Origin of the sequence: Enterobacter sp. BWH64 (assembly GCF_001037645.1) — a bacterium.
Lineage (GTDB): Bacteria > Pseudomonadota > Gammaproteobacteria > Enterobacterales > Enterobacteriaceae > Enterobacter > Enterobacter hormaechei_C.
The window spans coordinates 502,697-529,218 of sequence record NZ_KQ089922.1; the positions used below are offsets into that span (position 1 = coordinate 502,697).

Consider the following 26,522-nt stretch of genomic DNA (forward strand, 5'->3'; position numbering starts at 1 on the left):
CCCGTATCCCCTCATGGCAGGAATGCGATACGCGCACCTGCCTTTTTCCACGGCTTGATCCATACTGACCTCTTTGTGGGCATTAAGGATAAGCAATGAAACTCATCGGCAGTTATACCAGTCCTTTCGTGCGTAAGATTTCGATTCTCCTGCTGGAGAAAGGGATTGAATTTGAATTCGTAAATGAACAGCCCTACAACGCAGAGAACGGCGTTGCGCAGTACAACCCGCTGGGGAAAGTCCCGGCGCTGGTAACGGACGAGGGCGATTACTGGTTTGATTCCCCGATCATTGCGGAGTACATCGAACTGCTTGGCGTTGCGCCAGCCATGCTGCCGGCGGATCCAAAAGCAGCGCTGGCGATGAAGCAAATTGAAGCCCTGGCGGATGGCATTATGGATGCGGCATTGACGTCCGTACGCGAGCAGGCAAGGCCCGCCGCCCAGCAGTCAGAAAATGAGCTGCTGCGCCAGCGCGAAAAAATCAGCCGCAGCCTGGATATGTGCGAACAGCTGATCCGCGACGGGAAAATTCAGAGCGATAGCCTGAATCTGGCGACGATCGCCATCGCCTGCGCCATTGGCTACCTCAATTTCCGCCGCGTCTCGCCGGGCTGGTGCGTGGATCGTCCGCTGCTGGTCAAACTGGCGGAGACGCTCTTCCAGCGCGAAAGTTTTGCCCGGACTGAACCGCCAAAGGCTTGATGCGGGTTATAACACTTCCTGGCGGGAGGCGGTACAATCCCCCCACATGTTAACTCCCTCTCCCGTCGGGAGGGGGGAAGATATTTACTCGCCAGGCGCATTCATGACTACTCATCATTCCCTCTACAGCCAGATCCCCGCTACCGATCGACTGCTTCGTGACCCGCGCATCACTGCGGTGCTGGAGCAGTTTGGCCATACTGCAACGGTCGACATGCTACGCCAGCTTCAGGACGATGCGCGTCGCCATATTCAGGCTGAGAACGCGCTACCCGGCTGGTGCGTGGCGTGGGCGCAGGAAGTTGAACGCAGGCTGAGCAAGCACGGGCAAAGCGCGTTGCGCCCGGTTATTAACCTGACAGGCACGGTTCTGCACACCAATCTGGGCCGGGCACAGCAGGCCGAAGAGGCAACAGAGGCCGTCACCCGTGCCATGCGCTCGCCGGTGACGCTGGAGTACGATCTGGACGGCGCCGGGCGTGGGCATCGCGATCGCGCACTGGCGGATCTTCTCTGCCAGATCACCGGCGCGGAAGATGCCTGCATTGTGAATAACAACGCGGCGGCGGTGCTGTTAATGCTGGCGGCCACCGCGAGCGGAAAAGAGGTTGTCGTCTCTCGCGGCGAGCTGGTGGAGATCGGCGGGGCGTTTCGTATTCCGGACGTCATGCGCCAGGCGGGCTGCACGCTGCATGAAGTGGGCACAACCAACCGTACCCATGCAAAAGATTATCGCGCGGCGATGAATGAAAACACCGCCCTGCTGATGAAAGTGCATACCAGCAATTACCACATTGAGGGTTTCACCAAAACGGTGGAAGAGGCCGAACTGGCCGCCATTGGGCGCGAGCTAAACGTGCCGGTGATTGCCGATCTCGGCAGCGGGTCGCTGGTGGATATGCGCCAGTACGGTCTGCCGAAAGAGCCCATGGTGCAGGAAATGGTTGCCGCGGGCGTAAGCCTGGTCAGTTTCTCCGGTGATAAATTGCTGGGCGGGCCGCAGGCGGGGATTATCGTCGGCAGGCGCGAGCTGATTGCGCAGCTACAGCAGCACCCGCTTAAGCGCGCCCTGCGTGCCGATAAAATGACGCTGGCCGCGCTGGAAGCCACGCTGCGGCTCTATCTCCACCCGGAGAAACTGGCTGACCGCCTGCCCACGTTGCGTTTGCTGAGCCGTGATGCGGCCTCCATTCGCGCGCAGGCGGAAGCGCTACTGCCGCAGGTTGCTCCTCATTACCCTGAGTTTGACGTTCGTATCGAGCCTTGCCTGTCGCAAATTGGCAGCGGCTCGCTGCCGGTGGACAGGTTACCGAGCGAAGCGCTGACGTTCACCCCGCGCGACGGACGCGGAAGCCAGCTTGAGGCGCTGTCGGCGCGCTGGCGCGCATTACCGACGCCGGTGATTGGCCGGATCGGTGACAGGCGCATGTGGCTGGATTTACGCTGTCTGGAAGATGAAGTGCGGTTTCTGGAGATGATGTTGAAATGATTATTGCCACCGCCGGTCACGTTGACCACGGCAAAACCACGTTATTGCAGGCCATTACGGGCGTGAATGCCGATCGCCTGCCGGAAGAGAAAAAGCGCGGCATGACCATTGACCTGGGTTACGCCTACTGGCCGCAGCCCGACGGTCGCGTGCTGGGCTTTATCGACGTGCCCGGCCACGAGAAGTTTCTTTCCAATATGCTCGCGGGCGTGGGCGGGATCGATCACGCCCTGCTGGTGGTCGCGTGCGATGACGGGGTGATGGCGCAAACGCGCGAGCATCTGGCGATCCTCCAGCTGACGGGAAACCCGCAGTTGACCGTCGCCCTCACCAAAGCGGACCGTGTGGATGAGGCGCGTATCGACGAGGTGCGTGAAGAGGTGCTGGCGGCGCTGAGTGAGTACGGTTTTAGGGATGCCGCACTGTTTGTCACCGTGGCGACAGAAGGCCGCGGTATCGACGCTCTTCGCGACCATTTGCAGCAGATCCCGTCTCGTGTACAGGCCAGCCATCACCGCTTCCGTCTGGCGATCGACAGGGCGTTTACCGTGAAAGGGGCTGGGCTGGTGGTGACCGGTACCGCGCTGAGCGGCGAAGTGAACGTGGGCGATACCCTGTGGCTGACGGGCGTGAACAAACCGATGCGCGTGCGCGGGCTGCACGCGCAAAACCAGCCGGTGGAACATGCCCACGCCGGGCAGCGTATCGCGCTGAATATTGCCGGTGATGCCGAAAAAGACCAGCTTAACCGCGGCGACTGGCTGCTGGCCGACGCACCGCCGGAGCCTTCTGAACGGATCATCGTTTCTCTCCAGACCCATAATCCGCTGACCCAGTGGCAGCCGCTGCATATCCACCACGCGGCCAGCCACATCACCGGACGCGTGTCGCTGCTGGAAAACGATCTCGCCGAACTGGTGTTCGACTCCCCGCTCTGGCTGGCGGATAACGACCGCCTGGTTCTGCGCGATATTTCGGCGCGGGAAACGCTGGCGGGCGCGCGCGTGGTCATGCTGGATCCGCCCCGTCGCGGCAAGCGTAAGCCCGAGTATTTACAGTGGCTGGCCGCACTGGCCCAGGCCCGCGATGATAAGTCTGCGTTAGATATCCACCTTGAGCGTGGTGCGGTGGATCTGGCGGCGTTCGCCTGGGCGCGCCAGCTCAGCGGCGAAGGATTGCGTCTTCTGACGCAGGAGCCAGGTTTTATTCAGGCCGGCAACAGCCTGCTGAACGCGCCGGTGGCGGCGCGCTGGCAGCGCAAAGTGCTGAGCACGCTGGCGACCTACCATGAACAGCATCAGGATGAGCCCGGCCCGGGCCGTGAACGTCTGCGGCGCATGGCGTTGCCCATGGAAGACGACGCGCTGGTGCTGTTGCTGATTGAAAACATGCGTGAAAGCGGCGTGATTGCAAGTCATCACGGCTGGCTGCACCTGCCGGAGCACAAGGCCGGTTTTACCGCTGAGCAGGACGCGGTCTGGCAAAAAGTGGCGGCGCTGTTTGGCGATGAACCGTGGTGGGTGCGCGATCTGGCGCGTGAAACCAATACCGATGAGCAGCTGATGCGTCAGGTACTGCGCCATGCGGCGCAGCAGGGGATGATTGTGGCGATCGTGAAAGATCGTTATTACCGCAACGATCGGATCGTGGCATTTGCGAACCTGATCCGGGAGCTGGATCAGGCGCGCGGATCAACCTGCGCCGCAGACTTCCGCGATCGGCTGAACGTGGGACGCAAACTGGCGATTCAGATCCTGGAGTATTTCAACCGCATCGGGTTTACGCGTCGTCGTGGCAATGACCATGTGCTACGCGACGCGCAGTTATTTCCCTAAGCGTTAAGCGCTGCGCGCCTGCTTCTGCTTAGCCAGCCAGACCGCGCCCAGCCTTCCCGCCTGGTTACCCAGCTCGCAGGGAAGGATGGGCACCCGGAGCGCTTCCCACTCCTCGAATCGCTGTAGGTATTTATCCAGCAGGAGATAGATTTTCTCCTGCTCGCTAATGCCGCCGCCAATCAGCACCGCCCGCGGATCAAACATGGAGATCACGCTGTAGATGCCCCGCGAGAGGAAATGCGCCCACTCTTCTATGGCCTCACGCAGATGCACGTCGCTGTCCATGCGTCTAAACAGCTCCTCACCATCAGGCATCTCATCTTCCGACACGGCCAGCGCACGGCGGCAGGCTTTCATCAGGCCGCTGGCGGACGCCACTTCGTGCATCGGCTCGCCGTTGTTGCCAACGGGCAGCACGCCAAACTCACCCGCCCGGTAGTGCGACCCACGGTAGAGATCGCCCTCCATGACGATACCGCCGCCGATGCCGGTGCCGATGGTGATGCAGACAAAATGCTCATAATCCTTACCGGCGCCCTGCCAGCGTTCGCCCAGCGCCGCGCAGTTGGCGTCATTTTCGGTTGTTACGGGGAGATCGGTCAGCTGTGCGAAAAGCTCGCACAGGTTTTCGCCGTCAAGGTAATCCAGCGCCCCGGCCTTGGCCGCTTCGCCGGTATGGTGATTGATGTGGCCCGGAAAACTCACGCCGATGCCGACGATCTCATGCTCCTGGCGGTACTTATCCACCACCGCTTTCCACTTCTGTTTGAAGGTGCTTTCATCGTCAGGCGTATCATATTCATCGGATGTCAGTTCTTCGCCGTTTTCGTTGATCACGCCGTGTTTGATGTGGGTTCCGCCCACGTCAAAGCCGATAAATAGCTGCATTGCATTGTTCCTCATGAGCCCCTGAGCTATTAAGTATGGCTCCGGCGGCAGAAACGAAACGTAAAGTACGGTAATCCGTGATACGGCTCGTAAACCCGTTACCGACTGGCGAGAAAATCACCAGCCGGAACTACCCTTGTTGTACACCTACTGCAAGGAGACGGTCATGACAAACAATCCTCCCTCATCGCGTATCCAGCCAGGCGAGTATGGTTTTCCTCTTAAGCTGAAGCCCCGCTATGACAACTTTATCGGCGGCGACTGGGTGGCGCCCGTCGACGGTGAATACTATTCCAACCTGACGCCCGTTACCGGCCAGCCGCTGTGTGAAATTGCCAGTTCGGGCAAGCGGGATATCGATTTAGCGCTGGATGCGGCGCATAAGGCGAAAGATAAGTGGGGACAAACGTCCGTTCAGGACAGAGCGGCCATTTTGTTCAAAATCGCCGATCGGATGGAGCAGAATCTGGAGCTGCTGGCGACCGCGGAAACGTGGGACAACGGCAAGCCGATCCGGGAAACCATGGCGGCGGACGTGCCGCTGGCGATTGACCATTTCCGCTATTTTGCGTCCTGCATTCGTGCCCAGGAGGGGGGAATAAGTGAAGTTGACAAAGATACCGTGGCGTATCACTTCCACGAGCCGCTCGGCGTGGTGGGGCAAATTATTCCGTGGAACTTCCCGCTGCTGATGGCGAGCTGGAAAATGGCGCCCGCGCTGGCGGCGGGTAACTGCGTGGTGCTGAAACCTGCACGCCTAACGCCGCTTTCGGTACTGCTGCTGATGGAGGTGATTGGCGACCTGTTGCCGCCGGGGGTCATTAACGTGGTCAACGGGGCCGGGGGAGAGATCGGCGAATATCTGGCTACTTCAAAGCGTATTGCTAAAGTGGCGTTTACCGGCTCAACGGAAGTGGGTCAGCAGATCATGCAGTACGCGACCCAGAACATCATTCCGGTCACCCTGGAGCTGGGCGGGAAATCGCCGAACATCTTCTTTGCCGACGTGATGGATGAAGAGGACGCCTTCTTCGACAAAGCGCTGGAAGGGTTTGCGCTGTTCGCGTTCAACCAGGGTGAAGTCTGCACCTGTCCGAGCCGCGCGCTGGTGCAGGAATCCATTTATGAGCGCTTTATGGAGCGGGCGATCCGGCGCGTGGAGTCGATTCGCAGCGGTAATCCGCTGGATAACGTCACCCAGATGGGAGCGCAGGTATCGCATGGCCAGCTGGAAACCATCCTCAACTATATTGATATCGGTAAAAAAGAGGGGGCCGATGTGTTGACCGGCGGTCGTCGTAAGGTGCTGGGCGGCGATTTGCAGGAGGGTTACTACCTTGAGCCGACCATCCTGTTCGGTAGGAACAACATGCGCGTTTTCCAGGAGGAAATTTTTGGACCGGTGCTGGCCGTCACCACGTTTAAAACCATGGACGAGGCGCTGGAGCTCGCCAACGACACGCAGTATGGCCTGGGGGCGGGCGTCTGGAGTCGTAACGGTAATCTGGCCTATAAAATGGGCCGCGGCATTCAGGCCGGACGCGTATGGACAAACTGCTATCACGCCTATCCGGCTCATGCGGCGTTTGGCGGCTACAAGCAGTCGGGCATCGGGCGTGAAACCCATAAGATGATGCTGGAGCACTACCAGCAAACGAAATGTCTGTTAGTCAGCTACTCCGATAAACCGCTGGGGCTGTTTTAATCTCCGGGCTCAGGCCGTTCCGGGTGGGGTGACCTGAGCCGGGTTAAAGCCGGGTGGCGGCTTCGCCTTACCCGGCCTACTTTTTACTCCCTCTCCCGTGGGAGAGGGCTGGGGTGAGGGCAACAGGCCGCAGTTATTCAGCTTTCATCCACCCATATCCGCATTTCCCCTTCTCCCCGGTTTGCCCAGCTGTACCACGGAATAAAGGTCAGCGTCCGGGGCTGACGTTCTACCGGCGAGTGGTCGTACTGCCACAGGGCATCAGTGCCCTTCGCCTGACACCCGATCCCTTCCGCCTGTATCAGCATCTTGTGCGCGAAAATGCCTTTGCCTTCGAAAACCCGAAACGCGCTGTCCTGGGGCAAAGAAAGGTTATGCAGATTTGCGCCGTTATCGGCTTCTTCCAGGCAGTAAACCAGCGGTCCACGCTGCAATGCGACTTTCCCCGCCTGCTGGCGCACCTGCGGGTTGCCGTACACGCGGCGGACCGGCATCGGTAACGTCAGCGTCAGCGTGTCGCCTTCCTGCCAGCTTCGGTTGAGGTATAAGTATCCACGGGAGACCTCGCCTGTAATGGCCTGACCATTGAGCGAAACAGCCGGTTCCGCACACCAGTCCGGCAGCCTCAGGGCCAGCGTGTGAATCACCGGAACTGGTGAGGTAATCTCGATTTTCACCTGCTCATGCCACGGATAGTTCCCGCTAATCCGCAGCTGGAGGATGTTATCCCCAACCGGAATGGCGACGTCGTTCCCCACGTACAGGTTGATCAACAGCGCGTCCGGGCGAACGGTATAAATGTAGTGCCCCAGCGAGGTCAGCACGCGCGCAATATTCGGCGGGCAACAGGCGCAGCCGAACCAGCGCTGGCGCACCGGTTTGACGTGGTCATAGATATGGTTAAAGGCCAGGGTTTTCGGGTGCACTTCCAGCGGATTCACATAAAAGAAATGCTTACCATCCAGCGCCATGCCGCCCAGCACCGTGTTGTACAGCGCGCGCTCCATCACGTCGGCGTAGTGGCCGTCCGCCTCCATCTCCAGCATCCGGCGGGCAAACATCATCAGGCCGATGGAGGCGCAGCTTTCGGCGTAGACCGTATCGTTGGGCAGATCGTAATCGCTGCTGAACGCCTCGCCGCTGCTTTGGGAGCCAATCCCGCCGGTGATGTACAGCTGGCGCTGTGCCATGTTGTTCCACAGCCGCAGGCAATCCTGACGTTTCCCCTCGTCGCTGCTCAGGCGCGCCAGATGTGCCATGCCCGCCATCAGATAGACAAAACGCACGGCGTGGCCGATGGCCGTTTGTTGTTCCGCAAGGGGCAGATGCGCCTGGCTGTAAGCTTTGTCCTTGACCATCCACGCCGGGCCATAGGTGTTCCAGTATGACGTTCTGCCGCGCTTCTCGTATTCGATATCGTAGAAGTGAGGCTGCGCGCCGCGTTCCTCAATAAAGTATTTCACCAGATTGAGATAGCGTTGCTCCTGCGTGACGTCGTACAGCCGCATCAGCGCCAGCTCGATTTCCGGGTGGCCAGGGTAACCGTGCAGCTGGTTTTCGCCCGGGCCAAACACGCTGTCGATATGATCCGCCAGCATGCACACCACGTCCAGCAGGCGGCGCTTTCCGGTTCCCTGGAAATACGCCACGCCCGCTTCAATCATATGTCCGGCGCAGTACAGTTCGTGGCATTCGGCCAGATTGGTCCAGCGCTCGGCCGGTGCTTTCACCGTGAAATAGGTATTGAGATAGCCATCTTCGCACTGCGCCGCTGCGACCAGCTCGATCACCTCGTCGGCGGTTTTTTCCAGTTCAGCATCCGGCTTCTGGCACAGCGACCACGCCACGGCTTCGAGCCATTTCGCCACGTCGCTGTCCTGAAAGACCATCCCGTAGAACTCCCCCTGTTCCAGACCGGCGGCGATGCGGAAGTTGGCGATGGCGTGGCTGGGTTCGGCCTCCGCCACGCGATCGTTAAGCGCATCCCACTGGTAGGGGATCACCACATCGCGGACCAGCCGTTGGTACTGACCAAGAAACGGGTCGTTGATTTTCAGCTGATGCAGGTCGGCTTCCATTATGGTCATATCGTTCTCCTCAGGACTGTACATGACGCTGGCGCAAATCGGTGGCAATGCGCGACATCACGGGATTGTTAAGCCTGCACCAGCGGATAGCGACCGCCAGCAGCAGGTGGAAAAGGGCAGGAAGCAGCGTCTCCATGGCGGTGATGCCCTGCAATGAGGCGGGTGTCTGGTTACCTGCGCCTGGCTGATAGGCCACGGCAATAAACACCAGGCTGATGATCCCGGCGCTGGATGCCCACGCGAGCTTGATGAAAAACAGATTGAAGGCGAAGTTCATCCCCGATGAGCGCACGCCGGTTTTCCATTCGCCGTAGTCATCGGCAAAGGCCATCAGCGAGAAGTGCAGCGGCAGGGTGAAGCCCAGGATCACGCCGTTACTTAAAATCACGATCAGCCAGAGCGTCTGGTGCGCCGGGCCACCCGGCAGGAACCACATTCCCACCGCAAGCGCAGCGAGTATCAGGTTGGTGTAGTAGTAGAGTTTGACGGTATCAATCCGCCGCGACAGCGGACTGACGATCACCGCGCCCAGAATAGCGGCAAAGGTCACCATGGTGAAAAACAGCGAGGTGTACGCCGTGCTGCCCTGAAGCACGTAGGTGATGAAGTACATGTATCCGCCGCCGCGAATGTTGAAGACGTTGATCAGCAGAAACGACATCACCAGCATCAGCAGCAGCTGATCGTTTTTCCACAGGCCCGCCAGGTGCTCGCGCAGGGGGAATTTACCCATCAGCGCAAGCGGGACGCGCTCGCGCACCCAGAAGAAGCAGCACAGGAACATCACCACGGCGATGGTGCACAGCACGCCGACGCCCAGCTGATAACCCCGGGCGGTATTGCCCTGTCCCAGCTCTGACACCAGCCACGGCAGGCCAACGGAGACCAGAAAGCCCGCCATGCCGCACAGTACGAAGCGCCAGGACTGGCAGGATATAACCTCGTTGTGGCGGGTGGTCATGGTGTTGATCAGCGCGCAATATGGCACGTTGATGGCGGTATAGCCCACTGAAAGCAACAGATAGGTGCCGAACGCCCAGGCGATTTTCACGCCCATGCTGGCGTCCGGGACGGTGAAGGTCAGCACGCCGACGATCCCGATGGGAAGCGCGACCCACAGCTGCCAGGGACGAAAACGCCCCCAGCGGCTCTGCGTGCGGTCGGCAATCACGCCCATCACCGGATCGGAAATCGCGTCAAATACCCGAAGGGCAATAAACAGCGTGCCCACCAGCGCGGGCGTCAGGCCAAATACATCGGTATAGAAAAAGGTCAGAAAGTTCATGATCAGGCAGGTAATTACCGTGCCGCCCGCGTCGCCCAGGCCGTAGCCAATTTTCTCGCGGACTGACAGCCGGTCATCGGCTGCCTGTTTTGCAACTTCTGCGTCTGTAATCGGTGTGGAAGTCATGGGGTAACTCCTCGATAAACGATTTTTTATCGTATTTGTGCAAGGTACCCCATTTATTCTGCATTCAACGGGCAGACCAACAAGGGAAGGGAAAAGTATAAAAAGGTGACGATTCCGACCTGATGGTGAAACTGTGAGTTTGATCGAGCCGTTCTGCTGATATTTATTAATAATCAAGGGATAAAGAAAATATTAGCCACCAAAAAATCGGAAAAATGAATATCCATGCTTGAATTATCCATAGCACTTCCGATTAGAGTTCAAAATGGCGGGTTATTTATCTCCCGGGGCGTGGGCCGTCATCCCGCACGAAAATTATCTTCGTGGGAGATAATTTTTGTCGAAAAAGGGACATTAACGATCCAGGAGGAAAATACGCTGTTTGAGGTAAACGCTGGCGAGAGTTTATTACTTTGGCCGAAGCGACGGCATGTCGGCGTGGAAGATTTTCCGGGCGATCTCAAATTTTATTGGCTGCATTTTGAGGTGGATGAACGCTTGCCGGTGTTGCCAGGCGCGACGCCGCTGTCGATTGAGCAACACTGTAGCGTGCGGGATCCGCAATATGTTATTGCGTTATTCCGTCAGTTTTTAAGCGAGCAGGAAAAATTACAGCGTAGCCAGGCGCTGGAGATAATTTTGCTGTTAATTTTGCAGCAGATATCGCTCTCGCCGGGATATGAAGATAAAGCGGATGATGCGGGCGCAGCAATGGCGTGGAAGGCCAAGCAGCTTATCCGCACGCACTTTCATTTGCCCCTGTCCACTTCGCAGCTGGCGAAAGAACTGCACTGCAACGCAGATTACCTGGGGAGAGTATTTCGTCGGACGTTTCATTTAACCCTGACGGAGGCAATTCACCGCCAGCGCGTCAGGGCCGCTGAAAAACTGCTGCTGAACGATGCGGCCTCATTAACTGAAGTGGCCGCCCGGTGCGGTTTTAATGACGTGGGTTATTTCCGGCAAATATTCTCAAAACATACCGGGTTAACGCCCGCCGTCTGGAAACGGCGGTACTGTAAAGAGCATATTAATTCCGGATGATCACTGGCCGTAATAGGCATTTGCGCCATGCTTGCGCAGGTAATGCTTATCCAGCAATTCCTGCTGCATAACCGGAAGCTGAGGTGCAAGCTGGCGCGAGAAAAGCCCCATATAGGCGCACTCTTCCAGCACCACGGCATTGTGTACCGCATCGGCAGCGTCTTTGCCCCAGGCAAACGGGCCGTGAGAGTGTACCAGCACCGCCGGGACCTGCATCGGGCTTATGTCGCGCTCCTCGAAGGTTTTGATAATGACTTCCCCCGTCTGGTATTCATATTCACCCGCGATTTCAGCCGTGGTCATCAGCCGCGTGCAGGGGATCGCACCGTAAAAATAGTCCGCGTGCGTCGTTCCCCACGCGGGTAAATCCTGCCCCGCCTGCGACCAGATGGTGGCGTGGCGGGAATGGGTATGCACAATGCCGCCAATTTCCGGGTAACGACGATACAGCGCGAGATGGGTCGGGGTGTCGGAGGAGGGCTTTTTACTCCCCTCGACCACTTTTCCCGTGGCGATATTTACCACCACCATATCTTCTGCGGTCATCACGTCGTACTCCACGCCGGATGGTTTGATCACCATCATGCCGCTGTCACGGTCAACCGCGCTGACGTTGCCCCAGGTGAACGTCACCAGCTGGTGGGCGGGCAGGGCGAGATTTGCCGCCAGCACCTCGGCTTTAAGTTGTTCTAACATGTCATGCCTCCTTCCTGCATTCGGGCTTCAATCCAGCGGCGCGCCTGGATGATCTCCAGTACCGGCTCTTTGGCTTTCTCGGTCCACATTTCAATCAGAAATGCGCCGCGATAGTTAAGTTGATTCAGCGTGTTAAACACGCCAACGAAATCGACGCAGCCCTCGCCAAAGGGCACATCGCGGAACTGTCCGGGGCTTTGCTCGGTCACGGGCCGGGTGTCTTTCAGGTGGATAGCGGCGATGCGGTCAATGCCCAGCGTCAGCTCGGCGGTGACGTCGTTGCCCCACGCGCTCAGGTTGCCGACGTCCGGGTAAACGCTGAACCACGGCGAGGCGAGCATGTCGTCCCACTTTTTCCACTTGCTGATGGAGTTCATAAACGCAGTGTCCATGATCTCTACCGCCAGCATTACCTGCGCGGCGGCAGCCTGCTCTACGGCCCACGCCAGCCCTTCGGCAAAGCGCTGTTGCGTGCCCTCGTCGTGCTCCTCGTAGTACACGTCATAACCCGCAAGCTGGATGGTGCGAATACCCAAATCACGGGCCAGCCGGATGGCTTTGGTCATGATCTCGCGGGCGCGTTCGCGCACGATTTCATCGCGGCTGCCAAACGGGAAGCGACGATGGGCAGACAAGCACATCGACGGGATGGCCACGCCGGTCTCCAGCATCGCTTCCACAAGAGAGGCGCGCTGCGTGGTACTCCATTCAAGGCGCGATAAACGCTCGTCGGTCTCATCCACCGACATCTCCACAAAATCGAAGCCGCAGCTTTTTGCCAGAACCAGGCGCTCCGGCCAGGAGAGATCTTTTGGCAGCGCTTTTTCGTAAATGCCTAACGGATGCTGACGCATGGTTACTCTCCCCAGATGTCGCGGATTTGCGAATGGAATGCCTGTGCCACCTGCGGCGGATTATCGGCGCCTGCCAGCGCGCGCCCGGCAATGAAGGCTTTGACGTTGATCTGCTTAAACAGCGACAGGTCAGCGGGGGTGATACCGCCAGTTATAGAAAGCTGCAAACCGATATCGGACAGCGCCTTCATTTTGCTGAGATCCGCCTCACCCCACTGCTGGCCGCTGGCCTGTGCGTCGCGCCCGCGGTGGTAAATCGCCTGCTTCACCCCGATGCGATGCCACGCGCGTGCGTCGTCCAGCGTCCAGTTGCCAAACAGCTCCATCTGGATCTCGCCGCCGCCGCGCAGTGCGACCTCGTGGCCACGTTCAACGGTGGCCAGCGGGGCGGCACAGATGATGGTCATCCAGTTTGCGCCTGCGCCAAACGCCTGCTCAGCCAGCGTTTCTCCGGCATCGGCGACTTTCCAGTCCGCCACGATAATTTTATCCGGACACTGCGCACGCAGGGCGCGAACGGCGTTTAGCCCTTCGGTCAGGCATAGAATGGTGCCGGCTTCGACGATGTCGACGTGATCGGAAAGCGTCGCGACATCGCGCTGCGCGGCCTGAAGCGAGGTGTGGTCGAGCGCCAGCTGCAATAATGGTCGGCTCATAGGTCGTACTCCTTAACACGGGCGTGATAGCCCTGTAATGCTGAAATCAGTAGCTGGTAACGGTGATATTTGCGCTGGTAGGCGGCATGGGCACGCATGTCAGGTTCAATCATCCGGATGTCATGCCTGAGGGCGCGCTGAGCGGCGTAAAAATCGGGATAGAGGCCTGTACCGACGAGCGCGGCCAGCGCCGCACCGGAACAGCCGGTCTCTTCCACCTGCGGGAGTTCAATCGCCAGGCCGCTGACGTCCGCGAGCATCTGCATCCACACGTCCGAATGGGTGGGGCCGCCCGTCACGCGCAGGGCCTGCACGTGGGGAAAGCGTTCGAGCATACGGTTGAGGTGGGTCATGTGGCTGAATACCACCCCTTCATAAACCGCCTGGAGGAGGTGCGCGCGGGTATGCAGCGCCTGCAAGCCATAGAAGCCGCTGGTCATCTCCAGCCCGGCGTTGCTGCCGTAGAGGAAAGGCAGGAAGAACACATCGCTTTCAGCTTTTGGCAGGCTGGCCACGGCGTGGTTAATCTCATCGAATGACATATCGCCCCATTGGGCCGTCAGCCATTCCAGGTTGCCGGACGACGTGGGGCTGGCTTCATGAACGATGAACTGCTGCGGATGGACGTAGCGGCCATAGACGTAGGGGAAAGGCTCGTTGTCGCGGATGCCGTGGGCAATCCCACTGGTTACGGCCCAGGTCCCCATTACGGCATTCAGCGTATGTTCGTCATGCAGCCCGGCGCAGATCGCGGTGGAAACCACATCAAACAGTCCACCAACGACGGGAGTACCCGCCGTGAGACCGGTCAGTGCGGCTGCCTGAGCGGTGATTTCCCCGCAAATTTCTGCTGAACCGATAATAGGCGGCAGGGCACCGTCAATGTCGCTGATGCCGAGCCAGCGCGTGAGCTGCGGATCGTACTGCCCGGTATTCATGTTGTAGAGATTGGATTCCGAGATGTTGCTCTCTTCGCAGCCTTTGACCCCGGTCAGACACCAGCGCAGGTAATCGTGCGCCATCATCACGCTGCCAATTTGCTGATACCGCTGCGGCTCGTTCTCTTTAACCCAGCGCAGGAGTGAGGCCGGATGCCCCGTCCACAGCGTCTGGCGAGTATGCGGATAGAGCTTTTCGGGTATACCGTCCTGCTGCCAGCGTTGCACGATCTCCAGCGCACGGCGATCGGAGGAGAGTATGGCGTTACCCAGGGGGCGATCCTGTTTATCGAGCAGAAACAGCCCCTTGCCCTGGGCTGAAATGCCAACGCCTTTGATCTGACCGCCGTCAGCGCCTGAATTTTTGAGCAGCAGGGCGACGGTTTTGTGGCAGTGCTGCCAGAGCTGGTGCATATCCCGCTCGGCGTAGCCGGCGCGGGGGCTGAGCGTGGCCACTGAGCGGCGTTCAATACAGACTTCTTTGCCCTGGCTGTTGTATAAACCGGCTTTCAGATAAGTACCGCCACAATCGATACCCAGCCAGAAGGGCTCTTTTTCACTCATCTTCTTCTCGCTTAATTGCCGGGTGGCGCTTCGCTTACCCGGCCTACGGTTTGGTTTAGTGGGTCAGGTGAGGGCCTCAGGCCGCACGCTTATGCGAGTTCACCGTGGGATTAGGCTCTGCTCCGGCATCGCATTTCGCCGGTAACAGCAGGGCCAGCAGCGATGCCAGCGCCAGCGAAACTGCCAGGCAGTAAACGCCTGCGTCTTTGCTGTACAGGGTGATCAGTACGCCTACCGCATAAGGACCGCAGAACCCGCCGAGGTTGCCCAGGGCATTAATCACGCCGCGAGCGCCACCCGCCATCTCAGCGCTGAACAGACGCGCCGGGATGGTCCAGAACACCCCCGCTGCGGATTGCAGGAAGAAGCCACAGCCCACCAGCGCGGCATAGGCCAGCCAGGTGTGCTCTTTCAGCGCCACGGAGAGGAACATGCAGAGCGCAAAGCCAATCAATGGCAGGGAGACAAACAGCTTGCGCTTGCCGGTGCGGTCAGAGAGCGTAGAGAACAGGAACATGCCGGCAATGGCGCCGATGTAAGGCAGAATGGCGAGCATCCCCACCTGGCCGATGCTGGTGTGCGTCAGCTCCTTCAGAATGGTGGGCAGCCAGAGGGTGTAACCGTAAATGCCGGTCTGGTAGAAGAAGTTGAGGGCGATCAGCTGCCACATGGTTTTGTCAGACAGCACCGCGCTGAGCGAGGCGTTTTTCACCTCTTTACCCGCAATGGCCTGCTGCTCTGCCGCCAGGGTTTGTACCAGGTAGTTTTTCTCGGCCTCAGAGATCCAGCGTGCTTCCTGCGGTCGGTCGTAGACGGTGAACGCCCACAGCACCAGCACAACAACGGACATCAGACCTTCAATAATGAACAGCCAGCGCCAGTCGAGAGCGGTAATAATCCAGCCCGACAGCGGGGCGGTGATGATCCCGGCGATGGGCACGAACATGATCACAATCGCGTTGGCGCGGCCGCGCTCGGCATCCGGGAACCAGTTACTGATCATCGTGAGCACAACGGGCAGCATCCCACCTTCCGCCACGCCGAGTAAGAAGCGCAGCACCAGCAGCTGATACTGGTTGGTCACAAGCCCGGTCAGAACCGAGATCACCGCCCAGGCAACCAGCGACCAGCCGATAAACTTCTTACCGCTGCCGTGCACGGCAATTTTGCCGCCGGGAACTTGCAGGAACAAATAGCCGATAAAAAAGATCCCCCCCGCCAGGCCCGCCATCGTGGCGGAAATGCCCAGCTCTTCATCCATACCGCCGGGCATCGCAAAAGCTATATTTACGCGGTCCATATAGGAAATAATGCAGGCGATAAGAATAGGGGGAATGATCCTTAGCCAGCGCTGGCGCGGAATGTCCGCGTGTAGAGCATTTGAAGAAATATTCATAGTTAATATCTCAGTGAAGGTAACCGGAAAATGTATTCTTTATTTTTATTGTGATGCTTTATTCATAGCGCTAATGCCGTCGCGCAAAATAGCGATGCGATGGCTGACGTCAGCATTAGCATTTATTTCCAGTAATTTAATACCGGAGAATTTCAATGTTGCGGCGCTCGCCGCAGTAAACAGCGTTTTTACATGTTCAGTGGACATGAGACTGTCGGCGCAGAACGAAGAAAACGGCGCGTGCAGATCCTGCCATTCTCCATACTCACCGTGAGGGGTCGTGCCCGAAAACATCAGCGCCCCCAGCTTCCCGGCAGCGAGTGCCGCCTGAACATGTTCCAGCGGAAGGGCGGTGTTGCGACCTTCGATGGCCGAACGTGCCCAGTTGATACAGACGCTGATATCGGTCTCTTTCACTACCTCCAGCACCTGCTCTAAGGGCAAGAACCCTTTACGCGGCGCCGGGCCATTCATCGCATCACAGTGTTCCAGCACCAGATCGCAGCCCCAGTCCCAGCTCGCGATTTCCCGTACCGAGCGGGAGAATGCTTCTGTCGCTTGCTCGACAGAATCATTACCCGCCTGCGGTGCGGCCTGCATTTCCAGAGCGATCACTTTCCCGGGAAAGCGGGTGTTAACGGCATCAATCTTTTGATGCAGATGGCGGTAATATTCAATGCACGCTTTACGCTGTTCTTCGTCCGCGGACGCCAGGCCAAACGCGCCGTTGCTGCCGCGGCGGCGCATGGTTTCCATAACGGCTGTGACAACGATCTGCCAGTCGCCCGGCGTATGACGAAACAGCCATTCATCACCAAACGGATGGAGATTTTCAAGGCAAGGTTGTTCCAGCCCGCGAATATTTGGCGTGTCGGAAAGTTCCCGCCAGAAGGCGTATTCTTCCTGCTCCCCTTTCTGGTGAAATGAGGGTGCACAGGGGTACGCACCAATAATAAAACCGGTGTTGGTCATTTCGCATTCCTGTATTTATCAGAAAATTAATCTAATTCGCTGATGGCCACTTTCACCACAATTTTACGAATTGCGGATCCCTTGTTTTTAATACAGGCAGGACGGTGAACATCCTGCGGGAAAAATATGGCGTAACTGCCAGGTATCATTTCGATAAATGACTCATGTTCGCTGTCGTGATAAAAAATAATATCCCGTTGCTCCAGCAATGATTCGCTGATTTTGTTATTCCCGGTATCAATAGCAATACCGATTTTTTCTTCGCCCCAGTCCAGAAACTGGATATCCAGATAGCGGCGATGGACTTCAGGGCGGTTCTCGTGTTGTTCCCTTGTGGTGAGGTCGAGAACCTGGGCAAAAATGTTGCGGCCTTCAATTTCGATCACGCCCGGCGCCAGGGTGGTGAAATCCGTGGTACGCAGAAAATTAAGCGCCTTTTCTATCGCCAGCGGCAGGCGACATGGATTTGGCTGTGCAATATGTCCGAATATCATGACCCACTCCTTACAGAGACTGGATTTTCGCCCACACGCTGTCGTCAACCGTGATGCCGTTGCGGCGATTCTCCTCCAGCAGGCGTGTGAACTCATGGCCTGGCAGACGGACGGCGACATTTTCATCAGCGCGTTCTGCGGTGGTGATGAAGTCCATGATGCGCTGTAGTTTGGCATCGCGGGTTGGACCGTCGATCAGGCGATCCACTTCGATGGCGATAAAGATCTGCGATACGCCGTATTCGTCGCTGTTGTCCTGGGTCACTTCCGCGACGGACGCGCCGTCAGAGAGCAGGGTGGCGATCATGTCGAGCACAATCGACAAGCCGGAACCTTTCCAGTAGCCCATGGGCAGAATGCGACGGTTTTTCTCAATCACGCCCGGCTCTCTGGTCAGATTGCCTTCATCGTCAAAGCCGCCGTCGACCGGTAATTCGCGTCCGGCCAGGCGATTCACCTCCAGCATGCCGTAGGAGAACATCGACATCGACATATCGACCATGGTGATTGGATTCGACGGGATAGCGACGATCAGCGGGTTTGTGCCGATGCAGCATTCTTTTGATCCCCACGCGGGCATCACGGCAATAGAGTTGGTCCAGCAGATGCCGATATAGCCTTTCTCCGCCGCCTGCCAGCCGTAGCTGCCGCCGCGCATCCAGTGGTTAGCGTTACGCAGCGCCACCAGGCCGATCCCGTGATCGGACGCCAGCTCGGTAGCACGGTCCATCATCTTCTTCGCCGTCAGGTTGCCGATGGAACGCTGGGCATCCCACTGTTCGATGGCGCCTAATGTCGTTACGCGTTTCGGCTGGGCGTCAGGGATGATGTCGCCTGCGTCAAGCTGCTGAATAAATCGCGGGAAGCGGTTGACGCCGTGTGAATAAACGCCGGACTCCGTGGTGCGGGCGAACATCTCGGCGCAGGCGTCTGCGGTATCCGCTTTTACACCGCGATCGAGCAGAACCCGATTGAACGCCGCTTTCAACTCTTCGAAGGTCACTTTCATCCCTGTTCTCCTGTTTTTTTAGGGGCAAGTGCGAGTGCTTTTTTATCGCTAAATTTCACTATACGAAATCTGATTTCAAATATAACGATCAAATTTTGTCAGATCAACGACATTCACGTTTTTCAAAATCGATTAAAATCAAATGGTTGTGTTTTTTCTGTTGAGATCGTGAACTAAACCACACTTTGCGCTACCATCAGGGCGCGATTAACAGGAGCCATTTGATGAGCATAAAAGAGAGCGAAATGACGCAAGAAAAAGAGAGGCCAGCAGGTAGCCAGAGCTTGTTTCGCGGCCTGATGCTGATTGAAATCCTCAGTAACTATCCGAACGGGTGTCCGCTTGCGCATTTATCAGAACTGGCGGGGCTGAATAAAAGCACCGTGCACCGGTTATTGCAGGGGTTGCAGTCGTGCGGGTACGTGACGCCGGCACCGGCGGCAGGGAGCTATCGTCTGACCACCAAATTTATCGCCGTCGGGCAAAAGGCGCTTTCATCGCTCAATATTATTCACGTGGCGGCGCCGCACCTCGAGGCGCTGAACATTGCCACCGGCGAAACGGTCAACTTCTCCAGCCGTGAAGATGACCACGCGATCCTGATTTATAAGCTTGAGCCGACAACCGGTATGCTGCGCACGCGCGCATATATCGGCCAGCATATGCCGCTCTATTGTTCTGCGATGGGCAAAATCTATATGGCGTTTGGTCATCAGGATTACGTGGCGAGCTACTGGGAAAGCCACCAGGAACAGATCCAACCTTTGACCCGCAACACCATCACCGAACTGAGCGCGATGTATGATGAGCTGGCGGAAATTCGCGATCACAGTATGGCGATGGATAAAGAAGAGAACGAACTGGGTGTGTCATGTATCGCCGTGCCGGTCTTTGATATTCACGGGCGCGTGCCCTATGCCATCTCCATTTCGCTGTCGACGTCGCGCATGAAGCAGGTGGGTGAGAAAAACTTGCTAAAACCGCTGCGTGACACGGCGGAAGCTATCTCGAAAGAACTGGGGTTTAACGTGCGCGAGGCGTAACTGATGAACCGATTTATTCTGACGGATCCAGAAAAATGTATCGGGTGCCGCACCTGTGAGGTGGCGTGCATGATGTCGCATCAAAGCAGCGCCACGCCAGAAGCGCTTACGTCACGGATCCGCGTGGTTAAGGGGGGTACCTTCACCACGGCCGTGGGCTGCCACCAGTGTGAAGATGCGCCCTGCGCGAATGTCTGCCCGACGGGGGCCATTCACCGTGCTGCGGGAGCCTGGCTCGTTGAGCAGGCTCGCTGTATCGGCTGCAAAAGCTGTATGGTGGCGTGCCCGTTCGGGGCAATGCAGGTTCGGGTCGTGGAAGATCGCGTTCAGGCGCTGAAATGTGATTTGTGCGCGCATCGCGAGGGCGGTCCCGCCTGCGTCGAAGCCTGTCCCACCCACGCGCTGCGCTGCATAGACCCCGCCAGATTACGCGCGGAACGGCTGCGTAATCTGGCCTGAGGTTTTATTAACCGGCCTCGCGCCAGGCGTTCTCAATCTCTTCGGCGAGAATTTTCACACCCGCTTCGATTTTTTCCGGGTCCGGGACGTAGTTCATGCGCATGCACTGGTGCGTGTGCGGCCACGGCTTATCCAGCCCCGGGAAGAAGTAATCCCCTGGCACCATCAGTACGCCACGTTTTTTCAGACGCTGATAAAGCAGCTCTGTCGTAATGGGCAGATCCTTGAACCACAGCCACAGGAAAATTGCCCCTTCCGGTTTATGGATCAGGCAGCGTTCTTCGGGTAAGTAGCGGCGAAGGATGGCGATAGTTTCCTGAACGCGCTGAGAGTAAAACGGCTTAATCACCTCATTCGACAGGCGCAGCAGGTCGTTACGCCTGATCATCTCGCACATCATCGCCGGGCCGATGCCGCCAGGGGAAAGGCTGATAATGCCGTTCATGTTGGTAATGGCGGTGATGATTTTCTCGTTAGCAATGATAATGCCGCAACGACTGCCCGGCAGGCCCAGCTTGGAGAGGCTCATGCAGAGGATGATATTCGGGTTCCATAGCGGACGCGCTTCGCTGAAGATGATCCCCGGGAACGGTACGCCATAGGCGTTATCGATCACCAGCGGGATGCCGTGCTGATTCGCCAGCGCATCCAGCTTCATCAGCTCGTCGTCGGTGATCACGTTGCCCGTCGGGTTGGTGGGACGTGATACGCAGATCATGCCCGTCTCTTCACCGATATGCAGATGTTCAAAATCGACGTGATATTTGAACTGGCCCTCTGGCAGCAACTCGATATTCGGACGTGCGGAAACAAACAGGTCTTCTTCGAGGCCGGCATCGGCATAGCCGATATACTCCGGTGCCAGCGGGAACAGCACTTTTTTCGTGGTGCCGTCGGCGCGGCGTCCGGCGAACAGATTGAATAAGTAGAAAAACGCGCTCTGACTGCCGTTTGTCAGTGCAATATTCTGTGGTTCGATATCCCAACCCAGCGCTTCCCGCAGCATTGCCGCCAGAAGCGTCAGTAGTTCTGTTTTACCCTGAGGGCCGTCGTAATTACATAGCGCATCGGTTGCTTTACCGTTTTCCAGCATCTCTGCCAGCAGCGTCTGGAAGTAGGTGTTCATCTCCGGAATTTGAGCCGGGTTTCCGCCACCAAGCATGATAGCGCCTGGGGTGCGCAGCCCGTCGTTGAGGTCCTCCATCAGGCGGGTAATGCCTGAATGGCGGGTAAATTTGTCGCCGAATAGTGAAAACGTCATAGCAGGTGATCTGTCGGGCTTAATATGAAAGGCAGTAACCATAACGCCAGCACCGTGTTGGTGCAAATCGGCGAATGTGGTCGGATTTGTTGTTTTATGTGGTAGGTTTGTATTTGTGTGGTGAATTGTTCTGGTGAATGCCCCTCACCCTAACCCTCTCCCCCTGGGGCTGAGAGTTCCCCACAAAATAATGCCTGCACAGACGGCCCCCTCTCCCTTGAGGGAGAGGGCTGGGGTGAGGGGGAACATACGGCTCTGGTGGTCATTCCGTTCACGTTATGTTCCTTGCTACTCTGTCACGACATAACCGGTGAACGTGCCAGGGTGGCTCAGTCGCCACCACCCTGGCGACCCGGGCTTCCGGCGGAAAATCGCCGCTTCGCGGTGCCTTCGGCTTATTCCTTCCGGCTTATCGGGGACGGGCGGAGGTAACATCCCTGTAAAGCCCGCCCTCTCGGCGCATCCCTGCGCCTCGCCCCGGCCTACAGGAAACGCCTCAGCGATTTACAGCCGGACCGAGGCATCGCTGAAAGCCCTCAGTTATTCTGAGGCAACGTTATAGCTTTTGCTTTCAAATTACTGGGGATCCCTCAGCCCCTGAGGAGAGGGTTAGGGTGAGGGGGTCTATTGATTACCCGCCCACACCACCATCACCTTATCGCCCTTGTGCTCGCGCACAAAGCCGTAGCCCTCTTTCATTGACAGCGTTGTTTGCTTGCCTTCACCCACCGCCGGATGACGGGCGCGGAACTGCCCCAGAAGCTGCCAGTGGGCGACAGTTAACGCCTGTTTACCCGTGACGTCCTGCCAGTTCATATCCGAACGGGTTCCCTGTAGCGGATCGGAGCCCGTCGGGCCGAATGGACGCTCTGATTCATCGCCGTAATAGATCTGGACGCTTCCCGGTGCCAGCAGCAGTAACTCAGCGGCGCGCTGGCCCCCTTCACGGAACAGACGCGTATCATGGGAGGAGAGATAGCTCAGCACATTAAAACTTTGCAGCTTTTCTGCCATTTGCTGCCAGGTCAAATCCATATCGGCCAGACAGTCCACCGCTTTCGCCGCCTGCTCCTGATAGTCAAAGTTGATCATCGCATCGAAACCGTGGCGGTAATAATCGCTCTGCATCACGCCGTGGCCCCAGGATTCACCGGTCATCCAGAATGGCGCATTGTCGAGTTTTTTGTCCGGGTTGGCGGCTTTCCACGCGGCCAGCGCCTGGCTGGCCTGGTTTTTCAGTTGCTGCCAGGCTTCAGGCTCAACGTGCTTAGCGGTATCGACCCGGAAGCCGTCGATGCCGTAGTCACGTACCCACTGGCTGAGCCAGTGGGTCAGGTAATCTCGCGGCGTGAAATTCGTCATCACTTTCGCGTTGGTGTCGGGCTTGTGTTGATAAAAGTTCGGCAAACCTGACGGGATCTTAGATTCCGTTTTCAGATCCGGCAGGAAGGCCAGCGACATGGTCAGATCGTCAAAGCCCGGGTTGTCATAATCACCGATATCGGTACGGATCCATTTTTTACCCCACCATTTTTCCCATGCGGCTTTGTCACTGAAGTTGATGTAATCGTTGAAGCTGTGCCAGCTTTGACCGGCGCCTGGCTTCCAGTCAGTCCAGCGCTCGCCGAGGGTTTTTTTCAGCTCATCGCCCTGCAAATAGAGCGCGCCAAACTGATACTCCTGCATATCTGCAAGCGTCGCATAACCCGCGTGGTTCATGACAATGTCAAACAGGACGCGGATACCGCGCCTGTGCGCGTCGTCGACAAGCTGGCGTAAATCATCTTCGCTGCCCATGTTGGCGTCGAGTTTCGTCCAGTCCTGAGTGTAATAGCCGTGATAGGCGTAGTGGGGGAAATCCCCTTTGGTGCCGCCGCCAACCCAGCCGTGGATTTGCTCCAGCGGTGAGCTTATCCAGAGCGCATTCACGCCCAGTTGCTGAAGGTAATCCAGTTTGCTGGTAAGCCCTTTCAGATCGCCGCCGTGGAAAGTACCAATCTCCTGCATACCGTCTTTATGGCGGCCATAGCTGTTGTCGTTGGTGGGGTCGCCATTTACGAAGCGATCGGTCAGCACGAAATAGACGGTGGCGTTTTGCCAGCTGAATGGCGCGGGTTTGTCCGTCTCGGCGCGCTCAAGCAGCAGCAGGCCATTGCTGTTGGCGGCTGGCTGAAGAATTACTTTGCCGTTTTGAACGGTCGCGGTCTGTTTGCTGTAAAAATCACGCACCACCGTGCCTTCCGGAAAGGTGTTAACGACATCGATCGTGAGCGGTTTGCCGTCCCACTTCGGGCACTGGCGGGTAACGTTTGCGACAGGCTGTGGCGCCGCACTTTGTACCGTCAACATCAGCGTCGGCGTTCCCGAGCGCGTATCAATACGCATCTGATAAACGCCGTCACGGAATAACCGCCACTGCGGTGGGGTCCCTTCGCAGGGTTTGAGCGACAGCATCTCGTTGAGTTTAATGGCACCTGTCGGCTGCCAGCACGCGTTATCAAGACTCAACGTCAGCGGGCGGGTACCCTTCGCAAGCGTTGCCTGGCTGGTAAAGACGCCGGTACCTTCAGCGCTAAACGCGTTAAATTCCGGCGATGACCAGTCGGCATGCGCGAATGCGGGTAACATCAGAACAGCTAATGCAGTGCGTTTCATTCCATTTTCCTGTCGCGGCATTTTTGACCAGTGTGCCACTCGGCTCAGGGGAAAAACTCCTCCTCTGAGGCTTTCTGCCAGGAGGACGCGAAGGGATGAGTGATCCCGCGCAAAATTAGGCAGTTATCTGCGATATCGCGCACATTTTTCCAGTGCTGGTGATTTAATGAGCATGTTCCGGATGACATAGTTTCGGAATTGGACTATTTGTATACGTGCTCTTGAGGACTATTTTTGGTATGATTTGAGATTCCGCTCTCAAATTTTTGAAGAAAATAAGGTGTTGGAATGTTTATATCCGACCAGGAGACCTAATGATATCGACTCCCATTCGACGATATGGGGCCGCGATACTCATGTTACTCACCATGGCATTTTCAGGTGAGGTGCTTGCAAAGACGCACGCGGATACAACGAGTAAGAAAGCCCACGTAATAAAGACGACAAGCAGTAAGGTTAGCAGTAAACAAGAGTATTCTCGCAATAGTGCAAAGAGTAGTTCACTTCCTGATTTGCGAAAATACCCTTCCGGGACACCAAGGAAAAAAGCGTTTCTCCGGACGGTAATGCCTTACATTAAAAGTCAAAATGCCGCGATTACTGCGGATCGTAACTGGCTGATCTCCAAACAGTACGATAGCCGCTGGTCGCCGTCTGAGCGCACTCGCCTGAAAGACATCGCCAAACGCTATAAAGTGAAGTGGAGCGGGAACACGCGTCGTGTGCCGTGGAACACTCTGTTAGAGCGTGTGGACATTATTCCAGGCAGTATGGTCGCGACAATGGCCGCCGCCGAAAGCGGTTGGGGCACCTCGAAGCTGGCGCGCAACAACAACAATCTGTTTGGCATGAAATGCGCAAAAGGTCGTTGTACTAATGCACCCGGCAAGGTGAAGGGCTATTCACAGTTTGAATCGGTGAAAGATTCCGTGAATGCCTATGTGGTGAACCTGAACACCCATCCGGCCTACTCCTCGTTCCGTAAGTCACGCGCTCAGCTGCGTAAGGCGGATCAGGAAGTAACGGCTACGGCGATGATCCACAAGCTGAAAGGTTATTCCACTCAGGGACAGCGTTATAACAATTACCTGTTCTCCATGTACCAGGATAACCAGCGTCTGATTGCCGCACATATGTAATGAAAAACGCCTTCCACTTGAAGGCGTTCTTTTTTCTAGAGCAGGACTTCACTGTACCGTTCCCGGTACTCCTTCGGCGTGGTGTCATACTCTTTTCTGAACACCGAATAGAAATACTGAAGCGACGGATAGCCGCACATCTGTGAAATCTCGTTGATCGACAGCGAGGTGGAGATCAGCAGACTGCGCGCTTTCTCCAGCTTTTCCGCATGGATCACGGCGTGAATCGTCTCACCGACTTCCTCTTTGAACCGCTTCTCCAGATTCGAACGTGAAATGCCGACCGAATCGAGCACCTGATCGACCTTAATCCCTTTGCAGGCATGATTGCGAATGTAGTGCATCGCCTGAATCACGGCCGGATCGTTTAAGGAGCGGTAGTCAGTTGAGCGACGCTCGACCACGCGAACGGGCGGAACCAGCAGACGCTGGAGCGGCAGGGATTCGTTGTCTAACAGTCTGTGCAGCAGCTTTGCGGCCTGATAGCCCATCTGACGGGTACCCTGAGCCACGGATGAGAGCGCCACGCGCGACAGATAGCGCGTAAGCTCTTCGTTATCAATACCAATCACGCACAGCTTTTCAGGCACCGGAATATGCAAATGTTCGCACACCTGTAATACGTGGCGGGCGCGGGCGTCCGTCACGGCGATAATCCCTGTCTGGGGCGGCAGAGTTTGCAGCCAGTCAGCCAGGCGATTTTGTGCGTGCTGCCAGTTTTCTGGCGCGGTTTCCAGCCCCTGATAAACGACGCCGCGATACTTCTCCTGGGCAACCAGCTGGCAGAAGGCATATTCACGCTCCATCGCCCAGCGCTTTCCGCTGGTGGCGGGCAATCCGTAAAACGCAAAACGATGTACGCCTTTCTCCTTTAAATGGAGGAAGGCGGTCTCGACCAGAGCATGGTTATCCGTGGCGATGTAGTGAACGGGGGGGTAATGTTCCGGTGTATGGTAAGAGCCGCCAACGCCCACGATAGGCACGTCGACGCCACTCAGCAACTGTTCAATCACGGGGTCGTCAAAGTCAGCGATGACCCCATCTCCCAGCCAGTCTTTGATGTTCTCCAGACGGGTACGAAAATCTTCTTCGATGAAAATATCCCATTCGGATTGCGACGCCTGCAAATATTCGCCAACCCCTTCAACCACCTGCCGGTCATAGGCTTTGTTGGCATTGAATAACAACGTAATGCGGTGACGCTTTTCAAACATGGCTCATTT

The 26,522-nt window shown here is 57.2% G+C and carries 22 protein-coding genes; 8 read left to right on the forward strand and 14 right to left on the reverse strand.

Annotated elements, in window-relative coordinates; translation table 11 throughout:
• Positions 1-95: 95 nt before the first annotated feature.
• The 3 genes from SK50_RS02385 to selB all read left to right on the forward strand — a co-directional run bounded on the left by SK50_RS02385 (position 96) and on the right by selB (position 4,028).
• The gene (locus SK50_RS02385; RefSeq protein WP_015572763.1) at positions 96-704 is read left to right on the forward strand and encodes a glutathione S-transferase; all 609 of its coding nucleotides are present in this window, start codon (positions 96-98) and stop codon (positions 702-704) included.
• Positions 705-807: 103 nt separating this feature from the next.
• Complete coding sequence (gene selA / locus SK50_RS02390) at positions 808-2,193, forward strand: L-seryl-tRNA(Sec) selenium transferase (protein ID WP_045339143.1); 1,386 nt, start codon at positions 808-810, stop codon at positions 2,191-2,193.
• Positions 2,190-4,028: a selenocysteine-specific translation elongation factor gene (gene selB / locus SK50_RS02395; RefSeq protein WP_048229063.1), complete on the forward strand. Its 1,839-nt coding sequence runs from the start codon at positions 2,190-2,192 to the stop codon at positions 4,026-4,028. Before selA ends, selB begins: the two co-directional genes overlap by 4 nt.
• 3 nt (positions 4,029-4,031) lie before the next feature.
• On the opposite strand, the gene SK50_RS02400 is transcribed toward selB, so the two are convergent.
• The gene (locus SK50_RS02400; RefSeq protein ID WP_039269503.1) at positions 4,032-4,916 is read right to left on the reverse strand and encodes an ROK family protein; all 885 of its coding nucleotides are present in this window, start codon (positions 4,914-4,916) and stop codon (positions 4,032-4,034) included.
• A 166-nt stretch (positions 4,917-5,082) separates the two neighbouring features.
• Here SK50_RS02400 and aldB point away from each other — a divergent pair, with 166 nt between their 5' ends.
• Positions 5,083-6,621: an aldehyde dehydrogenase AldB gene (aldB, locus tag SK50_RS02405; protein WP_048229064.1), complete on the forward strand. Its 1,539-nt coding sequence runs from the start codon at positions 5,083-5,085 to the stop codon at positions 6,619-6,621.
• A 137-nt stretch (positions 6,622-6,758) separates the two neighbouring features.
• Here aldB and SK50_RS02410 read toward each other — a convergent pair whose 3' ends face one another.
• On the reverse strand, positions 6,759-8,708 hold the full coding sequence (locus SK50_RS02410; protein ID WP_032103932.1) for a glycoside hydrolase family 127 protein: 1,950 nt from the start codon (positions 8,706-8,708) through the stop codon (positions 6,759-6,761).
• A gap of 10 nt (positions 8,709-8,718) precedes the next feature.
• A complete protein-coding gene (locus SK50_RS02415) occupies positions 8,719-10,119 on the reverse strand; it encodes an MFS transporter (RefSeq protein ID WP_045344810.1) in 1,401 nt (466 codons plus the stop codon).
• Positions 10,120-10,344: 225 nt separating this feature from the next.
• Here SK50_RS02415 and SK50_RS02420 point away from each other — a divergent pair, with 225 nt between their 5' ends.
• Complete coding sequence (locus SK50_RS02420; RefSeq protein ID WP_032649828.1) at positions 10,345-11,163, forward strand: AraC family transcriptional regulator; 819 nt, start codon at positions 10,345-10,347, stop codon at positions 11,161-11,163.
• On the opposite strand, the gene araD is transcribed toward SK50_RS02420, so the two are convergent.
• The 8 genes from araD to yiaK all read right to left on the reverse strand — a co-directional run bounded on the left by araD (position 11,164) and on the right by yiaK (position 18,742).
• Positions 11,164-11,859: an L-ribulose-5-phosphate 4-epimerase gene (gene araD / locus SK50_RS02425; protein WP_038416909.1), complete on the reverse strand. Its 696-nt coding sequence runs from the start codon at positions 11,857-11,859 to the stop codon at positions 11,164-11,166.
• Positions 11,853-12,713 (reverse strand): L-ribulose-5-phosphate 3-epimerase, encoded by an 861-nt coding sequence (locus SK50_RS02430; RefSeq protein WP_017693794.1) that lies wholly within the window; start codon positions 12,711-12,713, stop codon positions 11,853-11,855. Before SK50_RS02430 ends, araD begins: the two co-directional genes overlap by 7 nt.
• Before the next feature lie 2 nt (positions 12,714-12,715).
• On the reverse strand, positions 12,716-13,369 hold the full coding sequence (gene ulaD, locus SK50_RS02435) for a 3-keto-L-gulonate-6-phosphate decarboxylase UlaD (RefSeq protein WP_017693795.1): 654 nt from the start codon (positions 13,367-13,369) through the stop codon (positions 12,716-12,718).
• Entirely contained in the window at positions 13,366-14,871 is a 1,506-nt protein-coding gene (locus SK50_RS02440; RefSeq protein ID WP_015572756.1) for an FGGY-family carbohydrate kinase, read from the reverse strand. Before SK50_RS02440 ends, ulaD begins: the two co-directional genes overlap by 4 nt.
• 76 nt (positions 14,872-14,947) lie before the next feature.
• Entirely contained in the window at positions 14,948-16,267 is a 1,320-nt protein-coding gene (locus SK50_RS02445; RefSeq protein WP_032651927.1) for an MFS transporter, read from the reverse strand.
• A 45-nt stretch (positions 16,268-16,312) separates the two neighbouring features.
• Positions 16,313-17,239 carry a DUF4862 family protein gene (locus SK50_RS02450; protein ID WP_015572754.1) on the reverse strand — a complete coding sequence of 309 codons (927 nt, stop codon included), beginning with the start codon at positions 17,237-17,239 and terminating at the stop codon, positions 16,313-16,315.
• A gap of 26 nt (positions 17,240-17,265) precedes the next feature.
• A complete protein-coding gene (locus SK50_RS02455) occupies positions 17,266-17,733 on the reverse strand; it encodes a YhcH/YjgK/YiaL family protein (RefSeq protein WP_048229065.1) in 468 nt (155 codons plus the stop codon).
• 10 nt (positions 17,734-17,743) lie between these two features.
• Positions 17,744-18,742 carry a 3-dehydro-L-gulonate 2-dehydrogenase gene (gene yiaK, locus SK50_RS02460; protein WP_015572752.1) on the reverse strand — a complete coding sequence of 333 codons (999 nt, stop codon included), beginning with the start codon at positions 18,740-18,742 and terminating at the stop codon, positions 17,744-17,746.
• Between the two features lie 224 nt (positions 18,743-18,966).
• Here yiaK and yiaJ point away from each other — a divergent pair, with 224 nt between their 5' ends.
• Positions 18,967-19,785: an IclR family transcriptional regulator YiaJ gene (gene yiaJ / locus SK50_RS02465; RefSeq protein WP_015572751.1), complete on the forward strand. Its 819-nt coding sequence runs from the start codon at positions 18,967-18,969 to the stop codon at positions 19,783-19,785.
• Between the two features lie 3 nt (positions 19,786-19,788).
• Positions 19,789-20,244 carry a 4Fe-4S dicluster domain-containing protein gene (locus tag SK50_RS02470; protein ID WP_023295598.1) on the forward strand — a complete coding sequence of 152 codons (456 nt, stop codon included), beginning with the start codon at positions 19,789-19,791 and terminating at the stop codon, positions 20,242-20,244.
• Positions 20,245-20,251: 7 nt separating this feature from the next.
• Here the strand turns inward: SK50_RS02470 and avtA are convergent, their stop codons facing one another.
• Positions 20,252-21,505 (reverse strand): valine--pyruvate transaminase, encoded by a 1,254-nt coding sequence (avtA, locus tag SK50_RS02475; RefSeq protein ID WP_015572749.1) that lies wholly within the window; start codon positions 21,503-21,505, stop codon positions 20,252-20,254.
• Between the two features lie 624 nt (positions 21,506-22,129).
• Positions 22,130-24,160 carry an alpha-amylase gene (locus tag SK50_RS02480; RefSeq protein ID WP_023304609.1) on the reverse strand — a complete coding sequence of 677 codons (2,031 nt, stop codon included), beginning with the start codon at positions 24,158-24,160 and terminating at the stop codon, positions 22,130-22,132.
• Positions 24,161-24,474: 314 nt separating this feature from the next.
• On the opposite strand from SK50_RS02480, the gene SK50_RS02485 reads away from it, so the two are divergent.
• Positions 24,475-25,299, forward strand: coding sequence for a protein bax (locus SK50_RS02485; RefSeq protein ID WP_023295596.1), 825 nt, complete (start codon positions 24,475-24,477; stop codon positions 25,297-25,299).
• Between the two features lie 35 nt (positions 25,300-25,334).
• On the opposite strand, the gene xylR is transcribed toward SK50_RS02485, so the two are convergent.
• Positions 25,335-26,513, reverse strand: coding sequence for a D-xylose utilization transcriptional activator XylR (xylR, locus tag SK50_RS02490; protein WP_003860152.1), 1,179 nt, complete (start codon positions 26,511-26,513; stop codon positions 25,335-25,337).
• Positions 26,514-26,522: the final 9 nt, after the last annotated feature.